At 66.4% G+C, this 17,850-nt stretch carries 20 protein-coding genes and 1 other RNA gene; 5 read left to right on the top strand and 16 right to left on the bottom strand.

What is annotated here, in order from left to right:
* Positions 1-4 precede the first annotated feature (4 nt).
* The 5 genes from ftsL to rsmI all read right to left on the bottom strand — a co-directional run bounded on the left by ftsL (position 5) and on the right by rsmI (position 3,325).
* Positions 5-283: a cell division protein FtsL gene (gene ftsL, locus GBG68_RS08765; protein ID WP_152146567.1), complete on the bottom strand. Its 279-nt coding sequence runs from the start codon at positions 281-283 to the stop codon at positions 5-7.
* Positions 280-1,221, bottom strand: a complete 942-nt coding sequence (gene rsmH, locus GBG68_RS08760) for a 16S rRNA (cytosine(1402)-N(4))-methyltransferase RsmH (RefSeq protein ID WP_152146566.1) — start codon at positions 1,219-1,221, stop codon at positions 280-282. The genes ftsL and rsmH overlap by 4 nt, the downstream gene beginning before the upstream one ends.
* A complete protein-coding gene (mraZ, locus tag GBG68_RS08755; protein WP_152146565.1) occupies positions 1,221-1,694 on the bottom strand; it encodes a division/cell wall cluster transcriptional repressor MraZ in 474 nt (157 codons plus the stop codon). Before mraZ ends, rsmH begins: the two co-directional genes overlap by 1 nt.
* A gap of 269 nt (positions 1,695-1,963) precedes the next feature.
* An RNA gene (gene rnpB / locus GBG68_RS08750) (RNase P RNA component class A) lies at positions 1,964-2,318 on the bottom strand.
* A 152-nt stretch (positions 2,319-2,470) separates the two neighbouring features.
* Positions 2,471-3,325 (bottom strand): 16S rRNA (cytidine(1402)-2'-O)-methyltransferase, encoded by an 855-nt coding sequence (gene rsmI, locus GBG68_RS08745; protein ID WP_152146564.1) that lies wholly within the window; start codon positions 3,323-3,325, stop codon positions 2,471-2,473.
* Positions 3,326-3,424: 99 nt separating this feature from the next.
* Between rsmI and GBG68_RS08740 the strand changes: the two genes are divergently transcribed.
* The 4 genes from GBG68_RS08740 to GBG68_RS08725 all read left to right on the top strand — a co-directional run bounded on the left by GBG68_RS08740 (position 3,425) and on the right by GBG68_RS08725 (position 7,080).
* A complete protein-coding gene (locus tag GBG68_RS08740) occupies positions 3,425-5,380 on the top strand; it encodes a penicillin-binding protein activator (protein WP_193222270.1) in 1,956 nt (651 codons plus the stop codon).
* Positions 5,295-5,654, top strand: coding sequence for a YraN family protein (locus tag GBG68_RS08735; protein ID WP_152146562.1), 360 nt, complete (start codon positions 5,295-5,297; stop codon positions 5,652-5,654). Before GBG68_RS08740 ends, GBG68_RS08735 begins: the two co-directional genes overlap by 86 nt.
* Positions 5,655-5,878: 224 nt before the next feature.
* Complete coding sequence (locus tag GBG68_RS08730) at positions 5,879-6,469, top strand: phosphoheptose isomerase (protein ID WP_152146561.1); 591 nt, start codon at positions 5,879-5,881, stop codon at positions 6,467-6,469.
* 5 nt (positions 6,470-6,474) lie between these two features.
* Positions 6,475-7,080 carry a BON domain-containing protein gene (locus GBG68_RS08725; protein ID WP_152146560.1) on the top strand — a complete coding sequence of 202 codons (606 nt, stop codon included), beginning with the start codon at positions 6,475-6,477 and terminating at the stop codon, positions 7,078-7,080.
* Positions 7,081-7,171: 91 nt separating this feature from the next.
* Here the strand turns inward: GBG68_RS08725 and GBG68_RS08720 are convergent, their stop codons facing one another.
* The 6 genes from GBG68_RS08720 to GBG68_RS08695 all read right to left on the bottom strand — a co-directional run bounded on the left by GBG68_RS08720 (position 7,172) and on the right by GBG68_RS08695 (position 11,924).
* The gene (locus tag GBG68_RS08720) at positions 7,172-7,570 is read right to left on the bottom strand and encodes a ClpXP protease specificity-enhancing factor (RefSeq protein ID WP_152146559.1); all 399 of its coding nucleotides are present in this window, start codon (positions 7,568-7,570) and stop codon (positions 7,172-7,174) included.
* A 40-nt stretch (positions 7,571-7,610) separates the two neighbouring features.
* Positions 7,611-8,228: a glutathione S-transferase N-terminal domain-containing protein gene (locus GBG68_RS08715; RefSeq protein ID WP_152146558.1), complete on the bottom strand. Its 618-nt coding sequence runs from the start codon at positions 8,226-8,228 to the stop codon at positions 7,611-7,613.
* A gap of 48 nt (positions 8,229-8,276) precedes the next feature.
* Positions 8,277-9,005, bottom strand: a complete 729-nt coding sequence (locus tag GBG68_RS08710; RefSeq protein ID WP_152146557.1) for a cytochrome c1 — start codon at positions 9,003-9,005, stop codon at positions 8,277-8,279.
* A complete protein-coding gene (locus tag GBG68_RS08705) occupies positions 9,005-10,255 on the bottom strand; it encodes a cytochrome b (RefSeq protein ID WP_152146556.1) in 1,251 nt (416 codons plus the stop codon). The genes GBG68_RS08710 and GBG68_RS08705 overlap by 1 nt, the downstream gene beginning before the upstream one ends.
* Positions 10,255-10,848: a ubiquinol-cytochrome c reductase iron-sulfur subunit gene (gene petA, locus GBG68_RS08700; RefSeq protein ID WP_152146555.1), complete on the bottom strand. Its 594-nt coding sequence runs from the start codon at positions 10,846-10,848 to the stop codon at positions 10,255-10,257. The genes GBG68_RS08705 and petA overlap by 1 nt, the downstream gene beginning before the upstream one ends.
* A 317-nt stretch (positions 10,849-11,165) precedes the next feature.
* A complete protein-coding gene (locus tag GBG68_RS08695; protein ID WP_152146554.1) occupies positions 11,166-11,924 on the bottom strand; it encodes a Nif3-like dinuclear metal center hexameric protein in 759 nt (252 codons plus the stop codon).
* Positions 11,925-12,012: 88 nt separating this feature from the next.
* Between GBG68_RS08695 and GBG68_RS08690 the strand changes: the two genes are divergently transcribed.
* Positions 12,013-13,173: a Do family serine endopeptidase gene (locus tag GBG68_RS08690; protein ID WP_152146553.1), complete on the top strand. Its 1,161-nt coding sequence runs from the start codon at positions 12,013-12,015 to the stop codon at positions 13,171-13,173.
* A 110-nt stretch (positions 13,174-13,283) separates the two neighbouring features.
* Here the strand turns inward: GBG68_RS08690 and hisC are convergent, their stop codons facing one another.
* From hisC to GBG68_RS08665, 5 genes are read right to left on the bottom strand one after another with little or no spacing between them, the layout of a single operon-like run.
* Complete coding sequence (hisC, locus tag GBG68_RS08685) at positions 13,284-14,369, bottom strand: histidinol-phosphate transaminase (RefSeq protein ID WP_152146552.1); 1,086 nt, start codon at positions 14,367-14,369, stop codon at positions 13,284-13,286.
* Positions 14,366-15,679 (bottom strand): histidinol dehydrogenase, encoded by a 1,314-nt coding sequence (hisD, locus tag GBG68_RS08680; RefSeq protein ID WP_152146551.1) that lies wholly within the window; start codon positions 15,677-15,679, stop codon positions 14,366-14,368. Before hisD ends, hisC begins: the two co-directional genes overlap by 4 nt.
* Positions 15,679-16,314: an ATP phosphoribosyltransferase gene (gene hisG, locus GBG68_RS08675; RefSeq protein WP_152146550.1), complete on the bottom strand. Its 636-nt coding sequence runs from the start codon at positions 16,312-16,314 to the stop codon at positions 15,679-15,681. The genes hisD and hisG overlap by 1 nt, the downstream gene beginning before the upstream one ends.
* A gap of 13 nt (positions 16,315-16,327) precedes the next feature.
* The gene (murA, locus tag GBG68_RS08670; RefSeq protein WP_152146549.1) at positions 16,328-17,587 is read right to left on the bottom strand and encodes a UDP-N-acetylglucosamine 1-carboxyvinyltransferase; all 1,260 of its coding nucleotides are present in this window, start codon (positions 17,585-17,587) and stop codon (positions 16,328-16,330) included.
* Between the two features lie 16 nt (positions 17,588-17,603).
* Positions 17,604-17,846: a BolA family protein gene (locus GBG68_RS08665; RefSeq protein WP_226801751.1), complete on the bottom strand. Its 243-nt coding sequence runs from the start codon at positions 17,844-17,846 to the stop codon at positions 17,604-17,606.
* Positions 17,847-17,850: the final 4 nt, after the last annotated feature.

Raw genomic sequence — 17,850 nt, 5'->3', positions numbered from 1 at the left:
CCGTTTATTGTCGTGGCTGGCGGATGATCACCACGTCGTCCTGACGCAGCATCCGCATATCCAGCTTCTCCCGGGCCAGTCGCTCCACGCGCCCATGGGTCGCCCAGGCCCCTTGCTCCAACTGCAGCCGTCCCCAGTCCACATTCAGCCGGTCGCGCTCGGCGCCGAGCGCTTGCAGCGCAACGAATTGCTGGCGACTCTCATGGCGCACCTGCACCACGGCCAGGGCACTGAGCAGCACCGCCGCCGCCAGGCACAACCAAGCCAGTCGCGCGGGGCTCATGCCAGCCGCTCGGCCACCCGCAACACGGCGCTGCGCGCCCGGGGATTGCCTTGCAACTCGGCTTCACCGGCCCGTCGCGCCTTGCCCGCCAGCCGGAACTTCGGCTTGAGTTCGTCGGGCACCACCGGCACGCCCGGCGGCAAATGACCAACGCTGGACTGCCCCCGCATGAACCGCTTGACGATGCGATCCTCCAGCGAGTGAAAACTGATCACCGCCAGCCGCCCACCCGGCCCCAGCAACTCGGGGGTCGCGGCAAGCAGCACGCGCAGGTCTTCGAGTTCATTGTTCACTTCGATGCGTATCGCCTGAAAACTGCGGGTCGCCGGGTTCTTGTGCCGCTCCCGGGTGGGCACCGCGGCGGCGATCAGGTTCGCGAGCTCGGAGGTGCGCCGGGGCGCCTGTCCCGCCTCCCGAGCCTCCACCAGGGCCCGGGCGATGCGGCGCGCGAAACGCTCTTCCCCGTAGTCCCGCAACACCCGCACGATCTCCCGCTCATCCGCCGCTGCCACCCAGTCCGCCGCGCCCAGGCCGCGGCTGCGATCCATGCGCATGTCCAGCGGCCCATCACGCAGGAAGCTGAAACCCCGCTCCGGGTCATCCAGCTGCGGCGACGATACGCCCAGATCCAGCAGGATGCCGTCGATTCGTCCGCAGACCCCGGCCTCGGCGGCCCAGACGGGCAGCTCGCCGAAGGAGCCGTGATAGATTCGGCAGCGGGGATCGTTCCCGTATCGCTCCCGCGCCCGCGCCAGCGCCGCCTCGTCCTTGTCCACCAACCACAGCCGGCCGCGCTCGTTCAGTTCGGCGAGAATGCGTTCGGCATGCCCGCCGCGGCCGAAGGTGCCATCCACATACAGCCCGTCAGGCTTGATCGCCAGCGCCTCGATGGACTCTTCCAGCAGGACCGGCTTATGGGCGTTGGGCGCGTTCATCATCAGAGCGTGAGTGACGCCACGGCTTCGGACAGCGGTTCGCCGTCAGCCAACACCGCCAGCCAGTCCTCGGTGCAGGACTGCCAGATGGATTCGCTCCACAGCTCCAGCCGATCACCCTGGCCGACCAGCACCAGCTTTTTATCCAGCTGGGCGAATTCGCGCAGCGGCGAAGACAGCAGGATGCGCCCGGCGCCATCGACCTGGCACTCGTTGGCATAACCCATGAGCAACTTGCGGATCGCCTGGCCCTTGTGGTCCATGGCCGGCATTCCTTGCAGCTGGCGCTCCAGCCCCTGCCATTCGGGCAAGGGATAGATCACCAGGGCACGGTCGCGCTGCTCCTTTCCACGGGGCAGATGAATGGTCACCACCAGCTCGCCGTCGCAATACGACTGCAGGCGCTCCCGATACTTGGCCGGGAACGCCATGCGCCCTTTTGCGTCCAGATTGAGATGGGTGACCCCGCGAAACACGCTAGACCCCCCAGGCGACCTGATTATCCATTTTTATCCACCTCGCCCCACTTCGCGACACTATGGTCGCCACGCCCGGGTCTTGTCAAGCCGACCAACAGAGGAATTCCCCTTGCTACAACAAGCACTTACAGAGGTGTCGGGATGAGGAGACAGAAGTGGGAAAAGCCGCGCGGGAAGTTTCGCGCGGCAAATCATCCGCTTAGCGGACATAGCTAATAAACGATGGAGTTTTCCCCGCCGCCGGATGGCGCCGGGTGGAAGAATAGGGTGGGAGCCGGCCTGTAAGCCGGGTTCTGTCGAGGACAGTCATTCCTCTGGGACGAGCGTCACCACTCGCCTCAAGCGACCTACCCGGGAGCAGTGCGGGCCACACCATTGCTCCCCTATTTGGTCTTGCTCCGGGTGGGGTTTACCGTGCCGCGGCATGTTACCACCCGCGCGGTGCGCTCTTACCGCACCTTTTCACCCTTACCTGTGCACCGGCGAACCGGGCCATCGGCGGTATGTTCTCTGTGGCACTTTCCGTAGGCTCGCGCCCCCCAGGCGTTACCTGGCACCCTGCCCTATGGAGCCCGGACTTTCCTCCATGCCCTAAGGCACAGCGACTGTCCGGCCGACTCCCAAGCGGCGCAGTGTAGCACCGATAAGACAATGTGGGAGCGGCCTTGGCCGTGATTCTCACGCGCATCCTGCTACTCGAATACGGTTCGCGGCCAATGCCGCCCCCCCGCAGAGCCGGCGGGAAGAGACCGGCGGAGGACGGCACGCCGGGATCAACCCTGTTCGCGCTGCAACTCCAGCCCCAGCTCGTAGAGCCGGTTCCGCGCCAGCCCCGTAATGCCCGCGGCGGCCTGGGCGGCCTTTTTCACCGGCAGCAAGGGCAGCAGCAACGCCATCACTCGACGCGCCTCCTCTTCATCCGCCTGGCGCTCGGCCTCCGGCGCGCCCTGCACGATCAGCACGAACTCCCCCTTGCGCTGCTCGGGCTCGGCAAGCAGCCAGTCGCGCAACTCCCCCAGTGGCGCCCGGCGCACTGTCTCGTAGAACTTGGTGAGCTCCCGGGCCAGCGCCGCTGGACGCTCGGCGCCGAACACCGCCAGCAGATCATCCAGCGCACCTTGAATACGGTGGCTGGATTCCAGAAAGACCAGACTGCGCGGTTCCTGAACCAGTGCCTGCAGACGCCGCTGCCGCGCGGCGGCCTTGGGCGGCAAAAAGCCCTCGAAACAGAAGCGATCGGTAGGCAGGCCCGCCACGGAAAGCGCCGCGGTGATACTGCTGGCGCCGGGCACGGGCGTCACCGCAAGCCCAGCATCGCGAGCGGCGCTCACCAGGCGATAACCGGGGTCGCTGACCAGGGGCGTGCCCGCATCACTGATCAGCGCAAGTCGCTCCCCCGCCTGCAGTCGCCGCAGCAAACCCGGCACCTTGGCCGGCTCATTGTGTTCGTGCAGACTGGACAGCGGCGTATCGATACCATAATGCGACAGCAGCCGGCCGGAATGCCGCGTGTCCTCCGCGGCGATCAGGTCCACCTCCGCCAGCACCCGCAGGGCCCGCGCGCTGATGTCCTCCAGATTGCCGATGGGTGTCGCCACCACATATAAAGTCCCGGCCGTGTTTGACACCTTTCACCTCGTGTACGGATACTCGCAGCCACCATGGACCACGCCCCGCGCTATAGTAGAGCCACATTCGGCGGCCACCCAAACCCCATGAAAGCACGCATGAACTGCCTACGTCTTCTCCTGCTGGGGCTCTGCCTGGCCCTGCTGCAAAGCTGCGCCACCCAGCCCCACCAGACCGCTGAACGCCCCGGCGCCGAGCAGGCGGCCCTGGCCGAGCAGGCCCTGGCGGCCGAACTCCCCGGCCAGGCCGCGGCACTTTACCAGCAAGCCGCCGAGCAGGCCGGGGAACCCCAGCGCACCATCTGGCGCCTGCGCGCGGCGGAACTGTGGATGGACGCGGACGTCACCGAACGCGCCCGGGACCTGTTCGATCTGCTTGACGCCGACACCCTGGACCCCGCGCAACAGCAAAGGCGGCAGTTGCTGCTCGCCCGCCTGCGTCTGGCCGACGATCGCGCCGAATCCGCCTGGCGCCTGCTGGAGGATCTGGCCCAGGCTCCCGCCGGCCGGGAGGCTCAGTGGCTGGATGCCCGCGCCCAGGCTTGGCGCGCCATCGGCCAACCACTGGAGGCGGCGCGCCTGCGCGATGAACTGGATGCCCTGCTACCTCCCGGCGATGCCCGCGAGGACAACCGGGCACGCCTGTGGCAAGCGCTCAACGAGATCCCCATGGAAGCGCTGCGCCAGCGCATGCCGCCGCCGCCCGACAGCTTCGGCGCCTGGCTGGAACTGGCCTGGCTAAGCCGCAGCCACCGATTGGACGGTGCGCGACTGCGCGAGGAGCTGAACGCCTGGCAGGAACGCTACCCGGACCACGCGAGCGGCCAATCCCTGGTGGAGGCTTTGTTGCTGCGCTACGAGCAGCGCATGCGCCCCCCTGAGCGCATCGCAGTGTTGCTGCCGCTGAGTGGTCCGCTCGCCGTGGCGGGGCAAGCGGTGCGCGATGGGCTGATGGCGGCCTGGTATGCCGGCCCCGAGCCCCGCCCGGAACTGCGCTTTCACGACACCGAGGCGGACCCGGCCCGCGCCCTGAATGCCTACCAGCAAGCGCTGGACGAAGGCGCCCAGTTCATACTCGGCCCGCTGACCAAGGAATCGCTGGCGGTGCTGGCTACCCGCAACGACATGCCGGTCCCCACCCTGGGGCTGAACACCCTGGAAAACCCGCTGGCCGCCCCCTCCGGGCTGTACCAATTCGGCCTGGCCCCGGAAGACGATGCCCGAGCCGCTGCTCATTACGCCATCAACCAGGGCTGGCGCACAGCGCTCACGCTGGTACCGCAGAACCTCTGGGGCGAGCGCTTGACCAAGGCTTTCCACCAGGCCTTCGAAGCGCGCGGCGGCCGCGTCCTGGAATCCGCCTGGTACGAGCCGGGCGCCAACGATTTCTCCGCCGACATCGTGCCGCTACTCAACCTGGACAGCAGCGCGGCGCGCTATCGCCGCCTGCGCAGCACCCTGCGCCTGGCCATCCAGCATCAGCCGCGCCGCCGCCAGGATGCGGACATGCTCTTCATCGCCGGCTTCCCACGCCAGGGCCGGCTACTTCGCCCGCAGCTGCGCTATCATCACGCCACGAGCCTACCCACCGTGGGGAGCAGCCACCTCTATAGCGGCGACGCCGACCCGGACGCCGACAAGGACCTCAACGGCGTACTCCTCATGGAAACCCCCTGGGTGCTGCATGAAGACCTGGCCGATGACCAGCAGCTGGACCGCGCGGCCCTGCGCCGAATCTGGCCGGATATGGTCAGCGCCCAGCCGCGGCTTTTCGCCATGGGCATAGATGCCTATCAGCTGCTCCCCTACCTGGGCCTGATGCGCCCGGAGGATCTGATCGAGGGCCGTAGCGGGCAGCTCAGCCTGGGGGCCGACGGACGCATCAGCCGCCGCCTGTTGCCCGCGCTGATGCGCCGGGGGGAACTGCGCCCCCTTGCCGATAACCAACGCTACTTCGGAGGGATGCCGAATGAGCCGACTGCGCCTATGGAAGGGCCAGAGAGCCGAGAGCCAGGCCGAGCAACACCTGAGCGGGCAGGGCCTGCACCTGATTGAGCGCAATTACCGCTGCCGCATGGGCGAGCTGGACCTGATCATGCGTGATGGCGCGGTGCTGGTCTTCGTGGAAGTGCGCTGCCGAGCTCACGCCCGCTATGGCAGCGGCGCCGACAGCGTGGATCTACGCAAGCGACGCAAGCTCGCCCGCGCCGCCGCCCATTACCTGCAAAACCGCCGCCTGGACCTGCCCTGCCGCTTCGATGTGGTATCTATCAACGGTGCCGGCGCGCTGGACTGGATACCCCAGGCCTTCAGCCTGAACGATACCTGAAGAAACACGATCAATGCCGTCGGTCCTCGGACCATCCGGCGCGCCCCGCCAGGACGCGCGCCGAAGGGGCCATGGCCGTTCCAGGTGGGCACTGGCCTGGCACGGAACGCCTGACGGCGACAGCGGTCCAAGGGAATGGATCAGTGCCCCCTTAAGCGGTATCACCCGCCCCACGGGCACCGTACAATACTGCCAGCATCCCTCGACGTAATAAGGAAGGAGCCATGGAGCCCCACGATCGCGTTGTTCAGCATTTCCACGAGAGCATCCGCACCAAGCAGATGGCCATGGACCAGATCACCCCGGCCATCGTCCGCGCCGGTCAGCGCATGGCCCGCACCCTGCAGCAGGACGGCAAGATACTGAGCTGCGGCAATGGCGGTTCGGCGGCAGACGCCCAGCATTTCTCCTCCGAACTGCTGAACCGCTTCGAGATGGAGCGCCCCGGCCTGCCCGCCGTGGCCCTGACCACGGACAGTTCCACGCTGACCTCCATCGCCAACGATTACGCCTATAAGGACATCTTCGCCAAACAGGTCCGCGCCCTGGGCCAACAGGGCGATGTATTGCTGGCCATCAGCACCAGCGGTAATTCACCCAATGTCTGCGCCGCCATCGAGGCCGCGCATGAGCGCGGCGTGCACGTGGTGGCACTGACCGGCCGGGACGGCGGCGCCATAGGCCCCTTGATGCGGGAGAGCGATGTAGAAATCCGCGTTCCGGCCCAGTCCACCGCCCGCATCCAGGAGGTGCATCTGCTGGCAATCCACTGCCTGTGTGATCTGATCGACCAGTACCTGTTCAATCCGGAGTAAGCGCCATGAGCCTTGCAAGCAAGACCGGCCTGCTCTGCCTCGCCCTGCTCGGGAGCGCGCTGCTGAGCGGCTGCGCCGCGGTCGCCGTGGGCGGCGCGGCCACCACGGCTGCCGCGGCCCACGACCGGCGCACCATGGGCACCTTCCTGGATGACCAACTCATCGAGGCCAAGGCAATGACCGCCCTGTTCGAAGACCAACGCCAGCATGGCGCGAACATCAGCATCACCAGTTACAACCTGCATGTGCTGATCAGCGGTGAAGTCCCCAACCGGGAACTCAAGAGCAAGGCGGGCCGCGTGGTGGCGGACATCCCCCGCGTGGAGCGGGTGTACAACGAATTGCGCATCGCCGGGCGCAGCTCCTTCATGGCGAGGCGCAGCGACAGCCTGATCACCGCGCGGGTGAAGACGCGCCTGCTGAGCCTGTCGAAACTGCCGAAATTCGACCCCAGCCGCGTGAAGGTGGTCACGGAAGCCGGCACGGTGTACCTGATGGGGCTATTGACGCGCGAGGAAGGGGATCAGGTGGCCGAGGTGGTGCGCCAGGTCGGCGGCGTGCAGCGAGTGGTGAAGCTCTTCGAGTACCTGGAAACCGAGCAGGCCGGGTAGCACCTGAAGCGGAATCCCGGAGCCGCGGTGGCTTGCCGATGCCACCGCGGCTCCGGGACCGTGAATGCCCTTACACGGCGCCCAGACCGGGCTATTTGACGACCCGCAGCTTGGGGCGACCTCCGCCGCTGGGGCCCTCGCCACCCCCCCCCGGACCCTGGGGGTCGCTGCCGCCATCGCCACGATCGGCGAACATCATGCCCTGACCGTTTTCCCGAGCGTAGATCGCCATCACCGCCGGCACCGGCACCCGCACATCCTGGGCCACGCCGCCGAAACGAGCACTGAAACGTACGTCTTCATTGCTCACGTTCAGGGCGCGCACCGCGCGGGGGGCGATATTCAACACCAGCTTGCCGGCGTCGGCGTAATCCAGCGGCGCGTCCATATCGTGCTCGCCGCTGGCATCCACCAACAGGTAGGGCGTCAGACCGTTGTCCACGATCCATTCGTAGAGCGCGCGGATCAAGTAGGGACGACTGGACGTCATGCGGCTCCCGCTTCGAAGACTGTGACGAACTGCGCCTCCTTCAAGGCCGCATGTTCCGTTCCTGCTCGCTCAGGCTGTTCTGGAAGGACTCCAGGGCAAACAGCCGCTCGGCGTAGGCGTTCACGGCCTTGGCCTGCTCGGGCAGCTCCACACCGTAGAACGGCAGGCGCCACAGCAGCGGACCCACCGCGCAGTCCATCACGCTCAGCTCCTCATTGAGGAACCAGGTTTGGGCGGCGAACAGATCCGCGGCCGCCGTCAGGCTTTCGCGCAGCTCCTTGCGCGCCTGATCGGCCTTGGTACCGGCAATGATGCGCGCCAGCGGACCGTACCAGTCCGCCTCGATCCGGTAGAGCACCAGCCGCGCCTTGGCCCGGGACACCGGGTCCACCGGCATCAACGGCGGATGCGGAAAGCGCTCATCCAGGTACTCGCAGATGATCTTGGTGTCGTAGAGAGCCAGATCCCGGTCCACCAGCGTAGGTACGCTGCCATAGGGGTTGAGATCCACCAGATCTTCGGGCTGCTGATCGCCCTCCACCGACTGGATCTCCACCGCGATGCCCTTCTCCGCCAGCACGAAACGCACGCGGTGACTGAACGGGCAGGTGGGCCCGGAATACAGCGTCATGATCGAACGCTTACTGACGGCGGCCATGCCTGTGCTCCTGCAGGGGCGCCCACTGGCGCCCCAAAGTTGGGGAAATCAATGAACGTCCTTCCAGTATTCCTTCTTCAGGAAATACGCAATGACGAGGAAAATGAACAAGAAGATCAAGACCTTCACACCCAGCACGATGCGTTGCGCCTTGACGGGCTCCGCGGCGTAGGCCATGAAGTTCACCAGATCCCGGGTAGCCTCGCGGTATTCCTCGGGGCTCATCACGCCGCCCTGCTCGGGCACGCGAATACCACTGACCTTCAGCGCTTCCCCACCATCCTCGTACACCGGCCGGGGCAGACCCTGCAGGCCGGCGAGCACGTGAGGCATGCCCACGTCGGGAAACACCAGGTTGTTCACCCCGAACATCTTCGACTCATCGGCGTAGAAGCTGTTCAGATAAGTGTAGACCCAATCGGCGCCGCGCAGGCGCACCGACAGCGATAGATCCGGCGGTGCCACCCCGAACCAGCCCTCCGCCACGTCCGGCAGCATGGCATTGGTCATGGTGTCGTGGATCTGCTGCTCACCGAAGATCAGGTATTGCTCCACCAGGGCTTCGTCCAGCTGCAGATCCGCCGCCAGGCGGTTCCAACGCTGATATTTCATCTCGTGGCAGGCCAGGCAGTAGCTGACGTACAGCTTGGCGCCACGCTGCTGGGAGGCGGTGTCGAAGGGGTCGGTTTCCGCGTCCATCAGCTTGACGGCGGAACCGGCCCCCAAGGCCAGGGTCGGCGCCAGACCCAGCAGCAGTGCGAACAGGATTTTCTTCATTAGTGCGTCACCCTTTCCGGCACCGGTTTGGTCTTCTCCCAGCCGAAGGCCGTGTAGGCCCAAAGGAAGGCAAAGAATCCGAAATACACGATGGTGAGAATCTGCGCGGCCAATTTGAAGCCGCCGGTGGCGGGCATCAGGCCCAGGTAACCCAGGACGATGAAGCTGACCGCGAACACCACCACACCCACCTTGAAGCCCAGGCCGCGATAGCGGATGGAACGTACCGGCGTACGGTCCAGCCAGGGCAGCACGAACAGCACGAAGATGGCGCCGCCCATGGCCAGCACGCCCGGGAAGGCGGAACCGGCGATGCTGGGCACCGCGCGCAGGATCGCGTAGAAGGGCGTGAAGTACCACACCGGGGCGATGTGATCCGGCGTCTTCAGGGCGTTGGCCGGCTCGAAGTTCGGCGGCTCGATGAACAGGCCGAAGAACTCGGGAATGAAGAACAGCACCACGCTGAAGAACATCAGGAACACCACCGTGCCCAGAATATCCTTCACCGTGTAGTACGGGTGGAAGGGAATGCCGTCCAGCGGAATGCCCTTGTCGTCCTTGTGCTTCTTGATGTCCACGCCGTCCGGGTTGTTGGAGCCCACCTCGTGCAGCGCCATGATGTGCGCCACCACCAGGCCCACCAGAGCCAGCGGCAGGGCGATCACGTGCAGCGCGAAGAAGCGGTTCAGGGTCACCTCGGAGATGACGAAGTCACCTCGGATCCACAGCGCCAGCTCCTGGCCGATCCCGGGGATGGCGCCGAACAGGGAGATGATCACCTGCGCGCCCCAGTAGGACATCTGCCCCCAGGGCAGCAGGTAGCCCATGAAGGCCTCGGCCATCAGCAGCAGATAGATCAGCATGCCGAAGATCCAGATCAGCTCACGGGGCTGCTTGTAGGAGCCGTAGATCAGGCCGCGGAACATGTGCAGATACACCACCACGAAGAAGGCCGAGGCCCCGGTGGTGTGGATGTATCGGATCAACCAGCCCCACTCCACATCGCGCATGATGTACTCGATGGAGTCGAAGGCCAGATCACCCGCCGGCTTGTAGTTCATGGTCAGGAAGATGCCGGAGACGATCTGGATGACCAGCACCAGCAGCGCCAGCGAACCGAAGAAGTACCAGAAGTTGAAGTTCTTCGGCGCGTAGTACTCGGAGACGTGCTCCTTCCACAGCTTGGTCAGCGGAAAGCGCGCGTCGATCCAGCCCACCAGGCCTTTTTGGGTATTCTTTTCTGCGCTCATCAGGCCGCTCCTTTGTCCTCGCCGACGAGTATGGTGTTCTCGTTGACGAAGTAGTACGGGGGCACTTCCATGTTGGTGGGTGCCGGCACGCCCGCCCAGACCCGGCCGGCCAGGTCGAATTTGGAACCGTGGCAGGGGCAGAAGAAACCGCCGGGCCAGTTCGGGCCCAGATCCGCGGCGTCCGGCTCCGGCCGGAACAGCGGCGAGCAACCCAGGTGCGTGCAGATACCGATCAGCACCATGTATTCGGGCTTGATCGAACGGTATTGGTTCTGAGCGTAATCAGGCTGCTGGGGTACCTCGGAGGCGGGGTCGGCCAGCTGATCGTCCACGGTGTTCAGACGTTCCAGCATCTCGTCGGTGCGACGCACCACCCAGATCGGCCGGCCGCGCCACTCGGCGTTGACCCGCTGACCCGGTTCGAGCTTGCTGATGTCGACTTCCACCGGCGCGCCGGCGGCCTGGGCCCGGGCACTCGGTTTCCAGGATGCCAGGAAGGGTACGGCCGTATAGGCCACCCCTACGCCACCCACCACTGTCGCCGCAGCGGTCAGAAACCGGCGCCTGCTTTTATCCGCGCCATCGTGATTCATCCACGACCCCTCGGTATTAGACAAAAATTAGTGCAGAAATCCGGGAGATGCACCGGCATCATTCAGCAGCCTCGGCCCGCGCGCCCGCATGCGCGCTCGTCGCGGAAACAGCCACCCCCACGGCGGACAACACAGACTGAACCGGCCCTGATCGCGCTTGGCGCCGGGGGCGGTTCCGCTCTGCGTACCCGTAAACGGCGGACAAGGATCTTATATCGCCCCCCCGAGGTCAAGCGCGGCGCCTGGGGCTTGCACTTTTATCCTTCCAATACAGTCGCTTGCAACAACGACCCTCGCACCACTGTTACAGGGGCGATTCACGCCGGATTATCGATATCGACAAACCGATGCTTCAGCCCGTAACGCTGCGCCAGGTGCTCACCCAGCGCCCAAGCGCCGTAACGCTCGGTAGCGTGGTGCCCCGCCGCGTAATAATGCAGCCCACATTCCCGGGCGATATGCGCAGTGGGCTCGGAGATCTCGCCGCTGACATAGGCATCCGCCCCCGCCTGCGCGGCCGCCTGTATGAATCCCTGGGCGCCACCGGTGCACCAGGCGACCCGCCGTATTGCCCCCTCGCCGCCGGCCACATGCAGCGGCATCCGCCCCAGCGCGGCGCCGATAGCCTGCGCGAAGGCCTCGCCGGTGAGGGGCTCGGGCAGCTCGCCCAGCCAGCCCAACGCCGGCTTCGTCCCGGTATCGAAGCGACCCAGCGTGCGTAGCCCCAAGCGCTGCCCCAGCTGGGCGTTGTTGCCCAGCTCCGGGTGCGCGTCCAGCGGCAGGTGGTAGGCCAGCAGACTCATGTCCGCGGCCAGCAAGGCCCGTAGTCGTCTGGCCTTCATCCCCACCACCCGCGCGTCCTCGCCTTTCCAGAAATAGCCGTGGTGAACCAGCAGCAGATCCGCCCCCTCCGCCACAGCGGCGTCGATCAGGGCCTGGGAGGCGGTCACGCCGCTGACGATGCAGCGCACCTCGGCGCGCCCCTCCACCTGCAGGCCATTGGGCGCGTAATCCGAAAAAGCGCCGGCATCGAGCAGCTCATCGCAATAGGCCAGCAAATCATCACGAAGAACCATAGATAATCTCCCGCTGCGGAACACGGCGCCCGCATTCGCTACAATCAGCGAAGCCTACCGCAGTCATATGAAGAGGCAAATTCCACCAATGACCAGCCGACGCCTGCTGCGTTTTTTGTTCAGCTATGCCCTGGTCGGCGCCCTGGTCGCCGTCGGGCTGATGTACTGGCTGCCCGATCTGATGGCGCCGGAGCGCCCGGTGGTGCAGGTCAAGGAAGCCCCCGGCCGCGAGCCGGCCCCCGGCCTGGGCAGCGGCCCGGTGTCTTATTCCGCCGCCGTGGAACAGGCCGCGCCCGCGGTGGTGAACATCTTCACCAGCAAGACCGTGAGCGCGTCGCGCAACCCGCTGCTGGACGACCCCCTGTTCCGCCGCTTCTTCGGTGACCGGCGGCCCGAGAACCGCTCGCGTAATGTCGCCAGCCTGGGCTCGGGGGTCATCATCAGCCGCGATGGTTTCGTGCTCACCAACAACCACGTCATCGACGGCGCCGACCAGATTCGGGTGGCTCTGGCCGATGGCCGCATCGCCGAGGCACGCCTGACCGGCTCCGATCCGGAATCGGATCTGGCGGTGCTGAAGATCGAGCTACAGGAGCTGCCGGTCATCACCCTGGGCCGCTCCAACGAGACCCGGGTGGGGGACGTGGCACTGGCCATCGGCAACCCCTTCGGCGTGGGCCAGACGGTCACCCAGGGCATCGTCAGCGCCACCGGGCGCAACAAGCTCGGCATCAACACTTTCGAGAACTTCATCCAGACCGATGCCGCCATCAATCCGGGCAACTCGGGCGGTGCGCTGATCAACGCCCATGGCGAGCTGATCGGCATCAACACCGCCATTTTCAGCCGCACCGGCGGCTCGCTGGGGATCGGCTTCGCCATCCCCACCGAGCTTGCCCGGGGGGTGATGGAAAACATCATCGAACACGGCCGGGTGATCCGCGGCTGGGTGGGGATCCAGGTGCAGGAAATGAGTCCGCAGCTGGCGGAGTCCTTCGGCCTGGCGCATGTCCGCGGCGTGGTGCTGGCGGGGGTGTTGCGGGGGGGGCCGGCCCAGGAGGCGGGGCTCTCGCCCGGCGACGTGGTGCTGGAGATCGACGGGGAATCCATTACCGAGGCGGGTCAGCTGCTGCGGCTGATCACCCAGCGCAAGCCCGGCGAGCAGATTCACATCCAGGCCCTGCGCCAGGGCCGGACCTTCGAAACCGATGTGACGGTGGCGGTACGGCCGGCGGATCTGGCGCCTTGAGCCGAGGGGCGGGCCCCTCGGCTCCGCTTGCACGGGAACCGCGGCGATGCAGGAGCGGCTCATGGCCGCGAACCCCTCTTGCGAGAAGGATTCGCCGCCGTGAGTCGCACCTACAGGGAGGCTTTCAGGGCCTGGAGGAAGGCCGCGTTCTCCTCGGGCGTGCCCACGGTCACCCGCAGACAATCGGCCAATTGCGGGTCGCTGCCGTGCAGGTTCTTCACCAGCACGCCACGCTCGCGCAAGGCCCCGTGCAATTCCCCGGCCCTGCCCGGCGGCACCCGAAAGGCAATGAAATTGGCCTGGGAGGGAAAGGGCTGCAGACCGGGGATCGCGGCCAGCTCGCTCATGAGACCTTCACGGTCCCGGCGGATCCGGGCGCTCTGCTCTTCCAGCACCGCCCGATGATCCAGCGCGAACTCGGCACTGGCCTGGGTGAGCACGTTGATATTGTAGGGCAGCCGGCATTTCTCCAGCTGCGCCAGCCAATCCGGGTGCCCGGCCAGCAGCCCCAGTCGCAGCCCGGCCAGACCCATTTTCGAGACCGTGCGCATCACCAGCAGCTGGGGATACCGGGTCAGATCGGCCATGAAGCTGTCGCCGGCGAAGGCGAAGTAGGCCTCGTCCACCACCACGACCCCCGGCGCGCGCTCGATGATCGTCTCGATATCCTCGCGACGGAACAGGTTGCCGGTAGGATTGTTCGGGTAGGCCAGGTACACCACCGCCGGGGGCTGCTCCTCCATGGCCGCCAGCATCGCCGGCAGGTTCAGCTCGAAGCCCTCGGCGCGCAGCGCCACCTCCCGATACTCCAGACCGGCCATGGCGGCGATGATGCGGTACATGACGAAGCTCGGCCCCGGGGCCAGCACCGTCTTGCCTGCCCCACCCAGCGCCAGGGCGAGCAGCAGGATCAGCTCATCGGAGCCGTTGCCCAGCATGAGCTCGGATTCGGCGGGGACACCCATGGCCTCGCGCAGCCGCGTCTTCAAGCCGGCTGCGGCGGGATCGGGGTAGCGGTTCAGCTCCACCTGGCGCAACCGCGCCAGCCAGGCGTCCACCATCTCTTCGGACCAATGGTAGGGGTTCTCCATGGCGTCCAATTTGATGGTGCGCGCGGCGGGCTGCACGTGATAGGCCTTCAGGGCCTGTACCGCCGGTCGCACCCAGCGGCCGATGCGCGCCTGCTGATCGCTCATGATCGCTCCTCCGCCTCGACCCGCAGCCGTGCGGAACGGGCATGGGCCTCCAGGCCCTCGCCGCGGGCGAGCACATCGGCCACGCGGCCCAGGGCCGCACCGCCGGCGGGCGAACAATGGATGATGCTGGTGCGCTTCTGGAAGTCGTAGACCCCCAGCGGCGAGGCGAAACGTGCCGTGGCAGACGTGGGCAGCACATGGTTGGGCCCGGCGCAGTAATCACCCAGGGCCTCCGGGGTGTACCGGCCGAGGAAGATCGCACCGGCGTGACGAACACGCTGGGCGAATTTCTCCGGCTCGGCGATGGACAGCTCCAGGTGCTCGGGGGCGATGCGGTTGGCCACCTCTTCGGCCTCGGCCAGATCCCGCACGCAGATCAGCGCGCCGTGACGGTTCAGCGACTCTCGAATAATCTCCGAGCGCTCCATCTGCGGCAGCAGCCGCTCCATGCTGGCCTGCACCTGGTCCAGGTAGTAGGGGTCGGGGCAAACCAGCCAGGCCTTGGCGTCCTGGTCGTGCTCGGCCTGGGAGAACAGATCCATGGCGATCCAGTCCGGGTCGGTCTGGCCATCGCAGACCACCAGGATCTCGGAGGGTCCGGCCACCATGTCGATGCCCACCCGGCCGAACACCTGGCGCTTGGCTTCGGCCACGTAGGCATTGCCCGGCCCGGTGATCTTGTCCACCGCGGGAACGGTCTCGCTGCCGTAGGCCAGCGCGGCCACGGCCTGGGCGCCGCCCAGGCGGAACACCCGGTCCACGCCCGCCAGATGGGCCGCGGCCAACACCATGGGGTTCAGCTCGCCGTCGGGGGCCGGCACCATCATGATCAGCTCGGGCACACCGGCGACCTTGGCGGGAATGGCGTTCATCAGCACCGAGGAGGGATAGGCGGCCTTGCCACCTGGCACGTAGATCCCCACCCGGTCCAGGGCGGTAACCTGCTGGCCCAACACGGTGCCGTCGGCCTCCTGGTATTCCCAGGATTCGCTTTTCTGACGCGCGTGGTAAGCGCGCACGCGACGGGCGGCCTCCTCCAGCGCGACTCGCTGCTCGCCGGGCAACTCCTCGAAGGCGGCGCGCAACGCCTCGGCCGGCACTTCCAGCTCCGCCACCGAGGCCACCTCCAGCCGGTCGAAGCGCCGGCTGTACTCCAGCAGGGCGGCGTCGCCGCGGCTGCGCACCTGCTCCAGAATCTCCGCCACCGCCTGCTCGACCCGATGCTCGGCACCGCTCTCCCAGGCGGTCAGCCGATCGAGTTGCTCCCGGAAATCCGGCTGCGTGGTACTCAGGCGTCGAATCTCGAGCATTACTGTCCTCCTTCCACGGCTTCGCGCAGCTGGCCGATCAGCGCCTTGAGCGGGCGATGCTTGACCTTCATGGAAGCCTTGTTGACCACCAGCCGGGAGCTGATGTCGGCGATGTGCTCCAACGGCTCCAGACCGTTGGCGCGCAGGGTGTTGCCGGTGTCCACCAGGTCGACGATCAGATCGGCCATGCCCACCAGCGGGGCAAGCTCCATGGAACCGTAGAGCTTGATCAGCTCGGCCTGGCGGCCCTGCCCGGCGTAGTAGCGCCGGGCGATATTGACGAACTTGGTGGCCACCCGCGGCCGGCGCGGCTGAGCCGCATCGGGGCGCCCGGCCACCATGAGCTTGCAGCGGGCGATGCGCAGATCCAGCGGCTCGTAGAGGCCTCGGCTGCCGTACTCCATGAGCACGTCCTTGCCGGCGACCCCGACGTCGGCCCCGCCATGCTCCACGTAGGTAGGCACGTCGGTGGCGCGCACCACCACCACCTTCACTCCAGGCTGGGTGGTCTCCAGCACCAGCTTGCGGCTGGCGTCCGGATCTTCGGTGAGTTCGATGCCGGCGTGGGCCAGCAGCGGCAGGGTTTCCTGCAGGATACGCCCCTTGGACAGGGCGATGGTGAGACTATCAGCCATGATTCGCTCGTCGTTAAACCGGCACGCGCCGGATGTCGGCGCCCAGTTGGGCCAGTTTCTCTTCAATACATTCGTAGCCGCGGTCTATGTGGTAGATGCGGTCCACCACCGTCTCGCCCTCGGCCACCAGACCCGCCAGCACCAGACTGGCGGAGGCACGCAGATCGGTGGCCATCACCGGCGCGCCGGTGAGCCGGGGCACGCCGCGGCTGATGGCGGTATTGCCTTCCAGGCGGATATCGGCACCCATGCGCTGCATTTCCAGGCAATGCATGAAACGGTTCTCGAACACCGTCTCGGTGATGGTGCCCACGCCGTCGGCGATGCTGTTCAGCGCGCAGAACTGGGCCTGCATATCGGTGGGAAAGGCCGGGTACGGCGCGGTGTGGAAACTGACGGCCCGGGGCCGCTCCCGCTCCATGATCAGCTCTATCCAGTCGGGCCCGGTGTTGATATGGGCACCGGCCTCCTCGAGCTTGAGCAGCACCGAGTCGAGCAACTCCGGGGTGGTGTCCTTGACCTTGATCCGCCCACCGGTCATGGCGGCGGCCACCAGGAAGGTGCCGGTCTCGATGCGATCGGGCAGCACCTGGTAGTCGATGCCCTTCAGGTTCTCCACACCCTCGATGATCATGGTGCTGGTGCCTGCACCGCTGATCTGCGCGCCCATGGCGTTGAGGCAATCGGCCAGATCCACCACCTCCGGCTCACGGGCGGCGTTCTCCAGCACCGTGCGGCCTTCGGCCAGCACCGCCGCCATCATGATGTTCTCGGTGCCGGTAACGGTGACCGTGTCGAGCACGATGCGCGCCCCCTTGAGGCGCTTGGCGCGAGCCTTGATGTAGCCGCCTTCCACCGTCACTTCCGCGCCCAGCGCGCGCATGCCGTCCACGTGCAGGTTCACCGGGCGCGAGCCAATGGCGCAGCCGCCGGGCAGCGAGACATGGGCCTCGCCGTAGCGCGCCAGCAGCGGGCCCAGCACCAGGATGGAGGCGCGCATGGTCTTCACCAGCTCGTAGGGCGCGGTGTAGCTCTGGATGTGGGTGGGGTCCACCTCCACCCGCATGCGCTCGTCCACCGTGAGGCGCACGCCCATGCGCCCCAGCAACTCCATAGTGGTGGTGATGTCGTGCAGGTGCGGGATGTTGCCCACGGTCATGGGGCCATCGGCCAGCAGCGTGCCCATGACGATGGGCAGTGCGGCGTTCTTCGCCCCGGAGATACGGATCTCGCCGTTCAGGGGCCCGCCGCCCCGCATGATCAGTTTTTCCATCGCGTAGCGGCCTGCTTCATTGGGCGCCGGCGTTTTCCGCCGGCGTCAGGGTGCGCATGGACAGGGCATGCAGCACTTCGGTGTCGAAGTGCGCCTTGAGGATCGCGTTGACCATGCGATGACGCTGGATCAGGCCCTTGCCCTCGAATTCCGGGCTGATGATCAGCGCCTGAAAATGACGGCCATCACCGCTGACCTCCGCCTGGCAGTCGCTCAGCGCGGCTTCCAGCATGCGTTTGATATTGTCCGGCTCCATCATGAGC

Source organism: Alkalilimnicola sp. S0819 (assembly GCF_009295635.1).
Taxonomy (GTDB): Bacteria; Pseudomonadota; Gammaproteobacteria; order Nitrococcales; family WHIW01; genus S0819.
The sequence above is the reverse complement of the archived record's forward strand: the minus strand, read 5'-3'. Positions and strand labels throughout refer to the sequence as shown.

Bases quoted from the DNA above. Each gene is read 5' to 3' on its own strand.
- ftsL (WP_152146567.1), bottom strand. From the start codon at position 283: ATGAGCCCCGCGCGACTGGCTTGGTTGTGCCTGGCGGCGGCGGTGCTG.
- rsmH (WP_152146566.1), bottom strand. From the start codon at position 1,221: ATGATGAACGCGCCCAACGCCCATAAGCCGGTCCTGCTGGAAGAGTCC.
- GBG68_RS08740 (WP_193222270.1), top strand. From the start codon at position 3,425: ATGAACTGCCTACGTCTTCTCCTGCTGGGGCTCTGCCTGGCCCTGCTG.
- GBG68_RS08735 (WP_152146562.1), top strand. From the start codon at position 5,295: ATGAGCCGACTGCGCCTATGGAAGGGCCAGAGAGCCGAGAGCCAGGCC.
- GBG68_RS08730 (WP_152146561.1), top strand. From the start codon at position 5,879: ATGGAGCCCCACGATCGCGTTGTTCAGCATTTCCACGAGAGCATCCGC.
- GBG68_RS08725 (WP_152146560.1), top strand. From the start codon at position 6,475: ATGAGCCTTGCAAGCAAGACCGGCCTGCTCTGCCTCGCCCTGCTCGGG.
- GBG68_RS08720 (WP_152146559.1), bottom strand. From the start codon at position 7,570: ATGACGTCCAGTCGTCCCTACTTGATCCGCGCGCTCTACGAATGGATC.
- GBG68_RS08715 (WP_152146558.1), bottom strand. From the start codon at position 8,228: ATGGCCGCCGTCAGTAAGCGTTCGATCATGACGCTGTATTCCGGGCCC.
- GBG68_RS08710 (WP_152146557.1), bottom strand. From the start codon at position 9,005: ATGAAGAAAATCCTGTTCGCACTGCTGCTGGGTCTGGCGCCGACCCTG.
- GBG68_RS08705 (WP_152146556.1), bottom strand. From the start codon at position 10,255: ATGAGCGCAGAAAAGAATACCCAAAAAGGCCTGGTGGGCTGGATCGAC.
- petA (WP_152146555.1), bottom strand. From the start codon at position 10,848: ATGAATCACGATGGCGCGGATAAAAGCAGGCGCCGGTTTCTGACCGCT.
- GBG68_RS08695 (WP_152146554.1), bottom strand. From the start codon at position 11,924: ATGGTTCTTCGTGATGATTTGCTGGCCTATTGCGATGAGCTGCTCGAT.
- GBG68_RS08690 (WP_152146553.1), top strand. From the start codon at position 12,013: ATGACCAGCCGACGCCTGCTGCGTTTTTTGTTCAGCTATGCCCTGGTC.
- hisC (WP_152146552.1), bottom strand. From the start codon at position 14,369: ATGAGCGATCAGCAGGCGCGCATCGGCCGCTGGGTGCGACCGGCGGTA.
- hisD (WP_152146551.1), bottom strand. From the start codon at position 15,679: ATGCTCGAGATTCGACGCCTGAGTACCACGCAGCCGGATTTCCGGGAG.
- hisG (WP_152146550.1), bottom strand. From the start codon at position 16,314: ATGGCTGATAGTCTCACCATCGCCCTGTCCAAGGGGCGTATCCTGCAG.
- murA (WP_152146549.1), bottom strand. From the start codon at position 17,587: ATGGAAAAACTGATCATGCGGGGCGGCGGGCCCCTGAACGGCGAGATC.
- GBG68_RS08665 (WP_226801751.1), bottom strand. From the start codon at position 17,846: ATGATGGAGCCGGACAATATCAAACGCATGCTGGAAGCCGCGCTGAGC.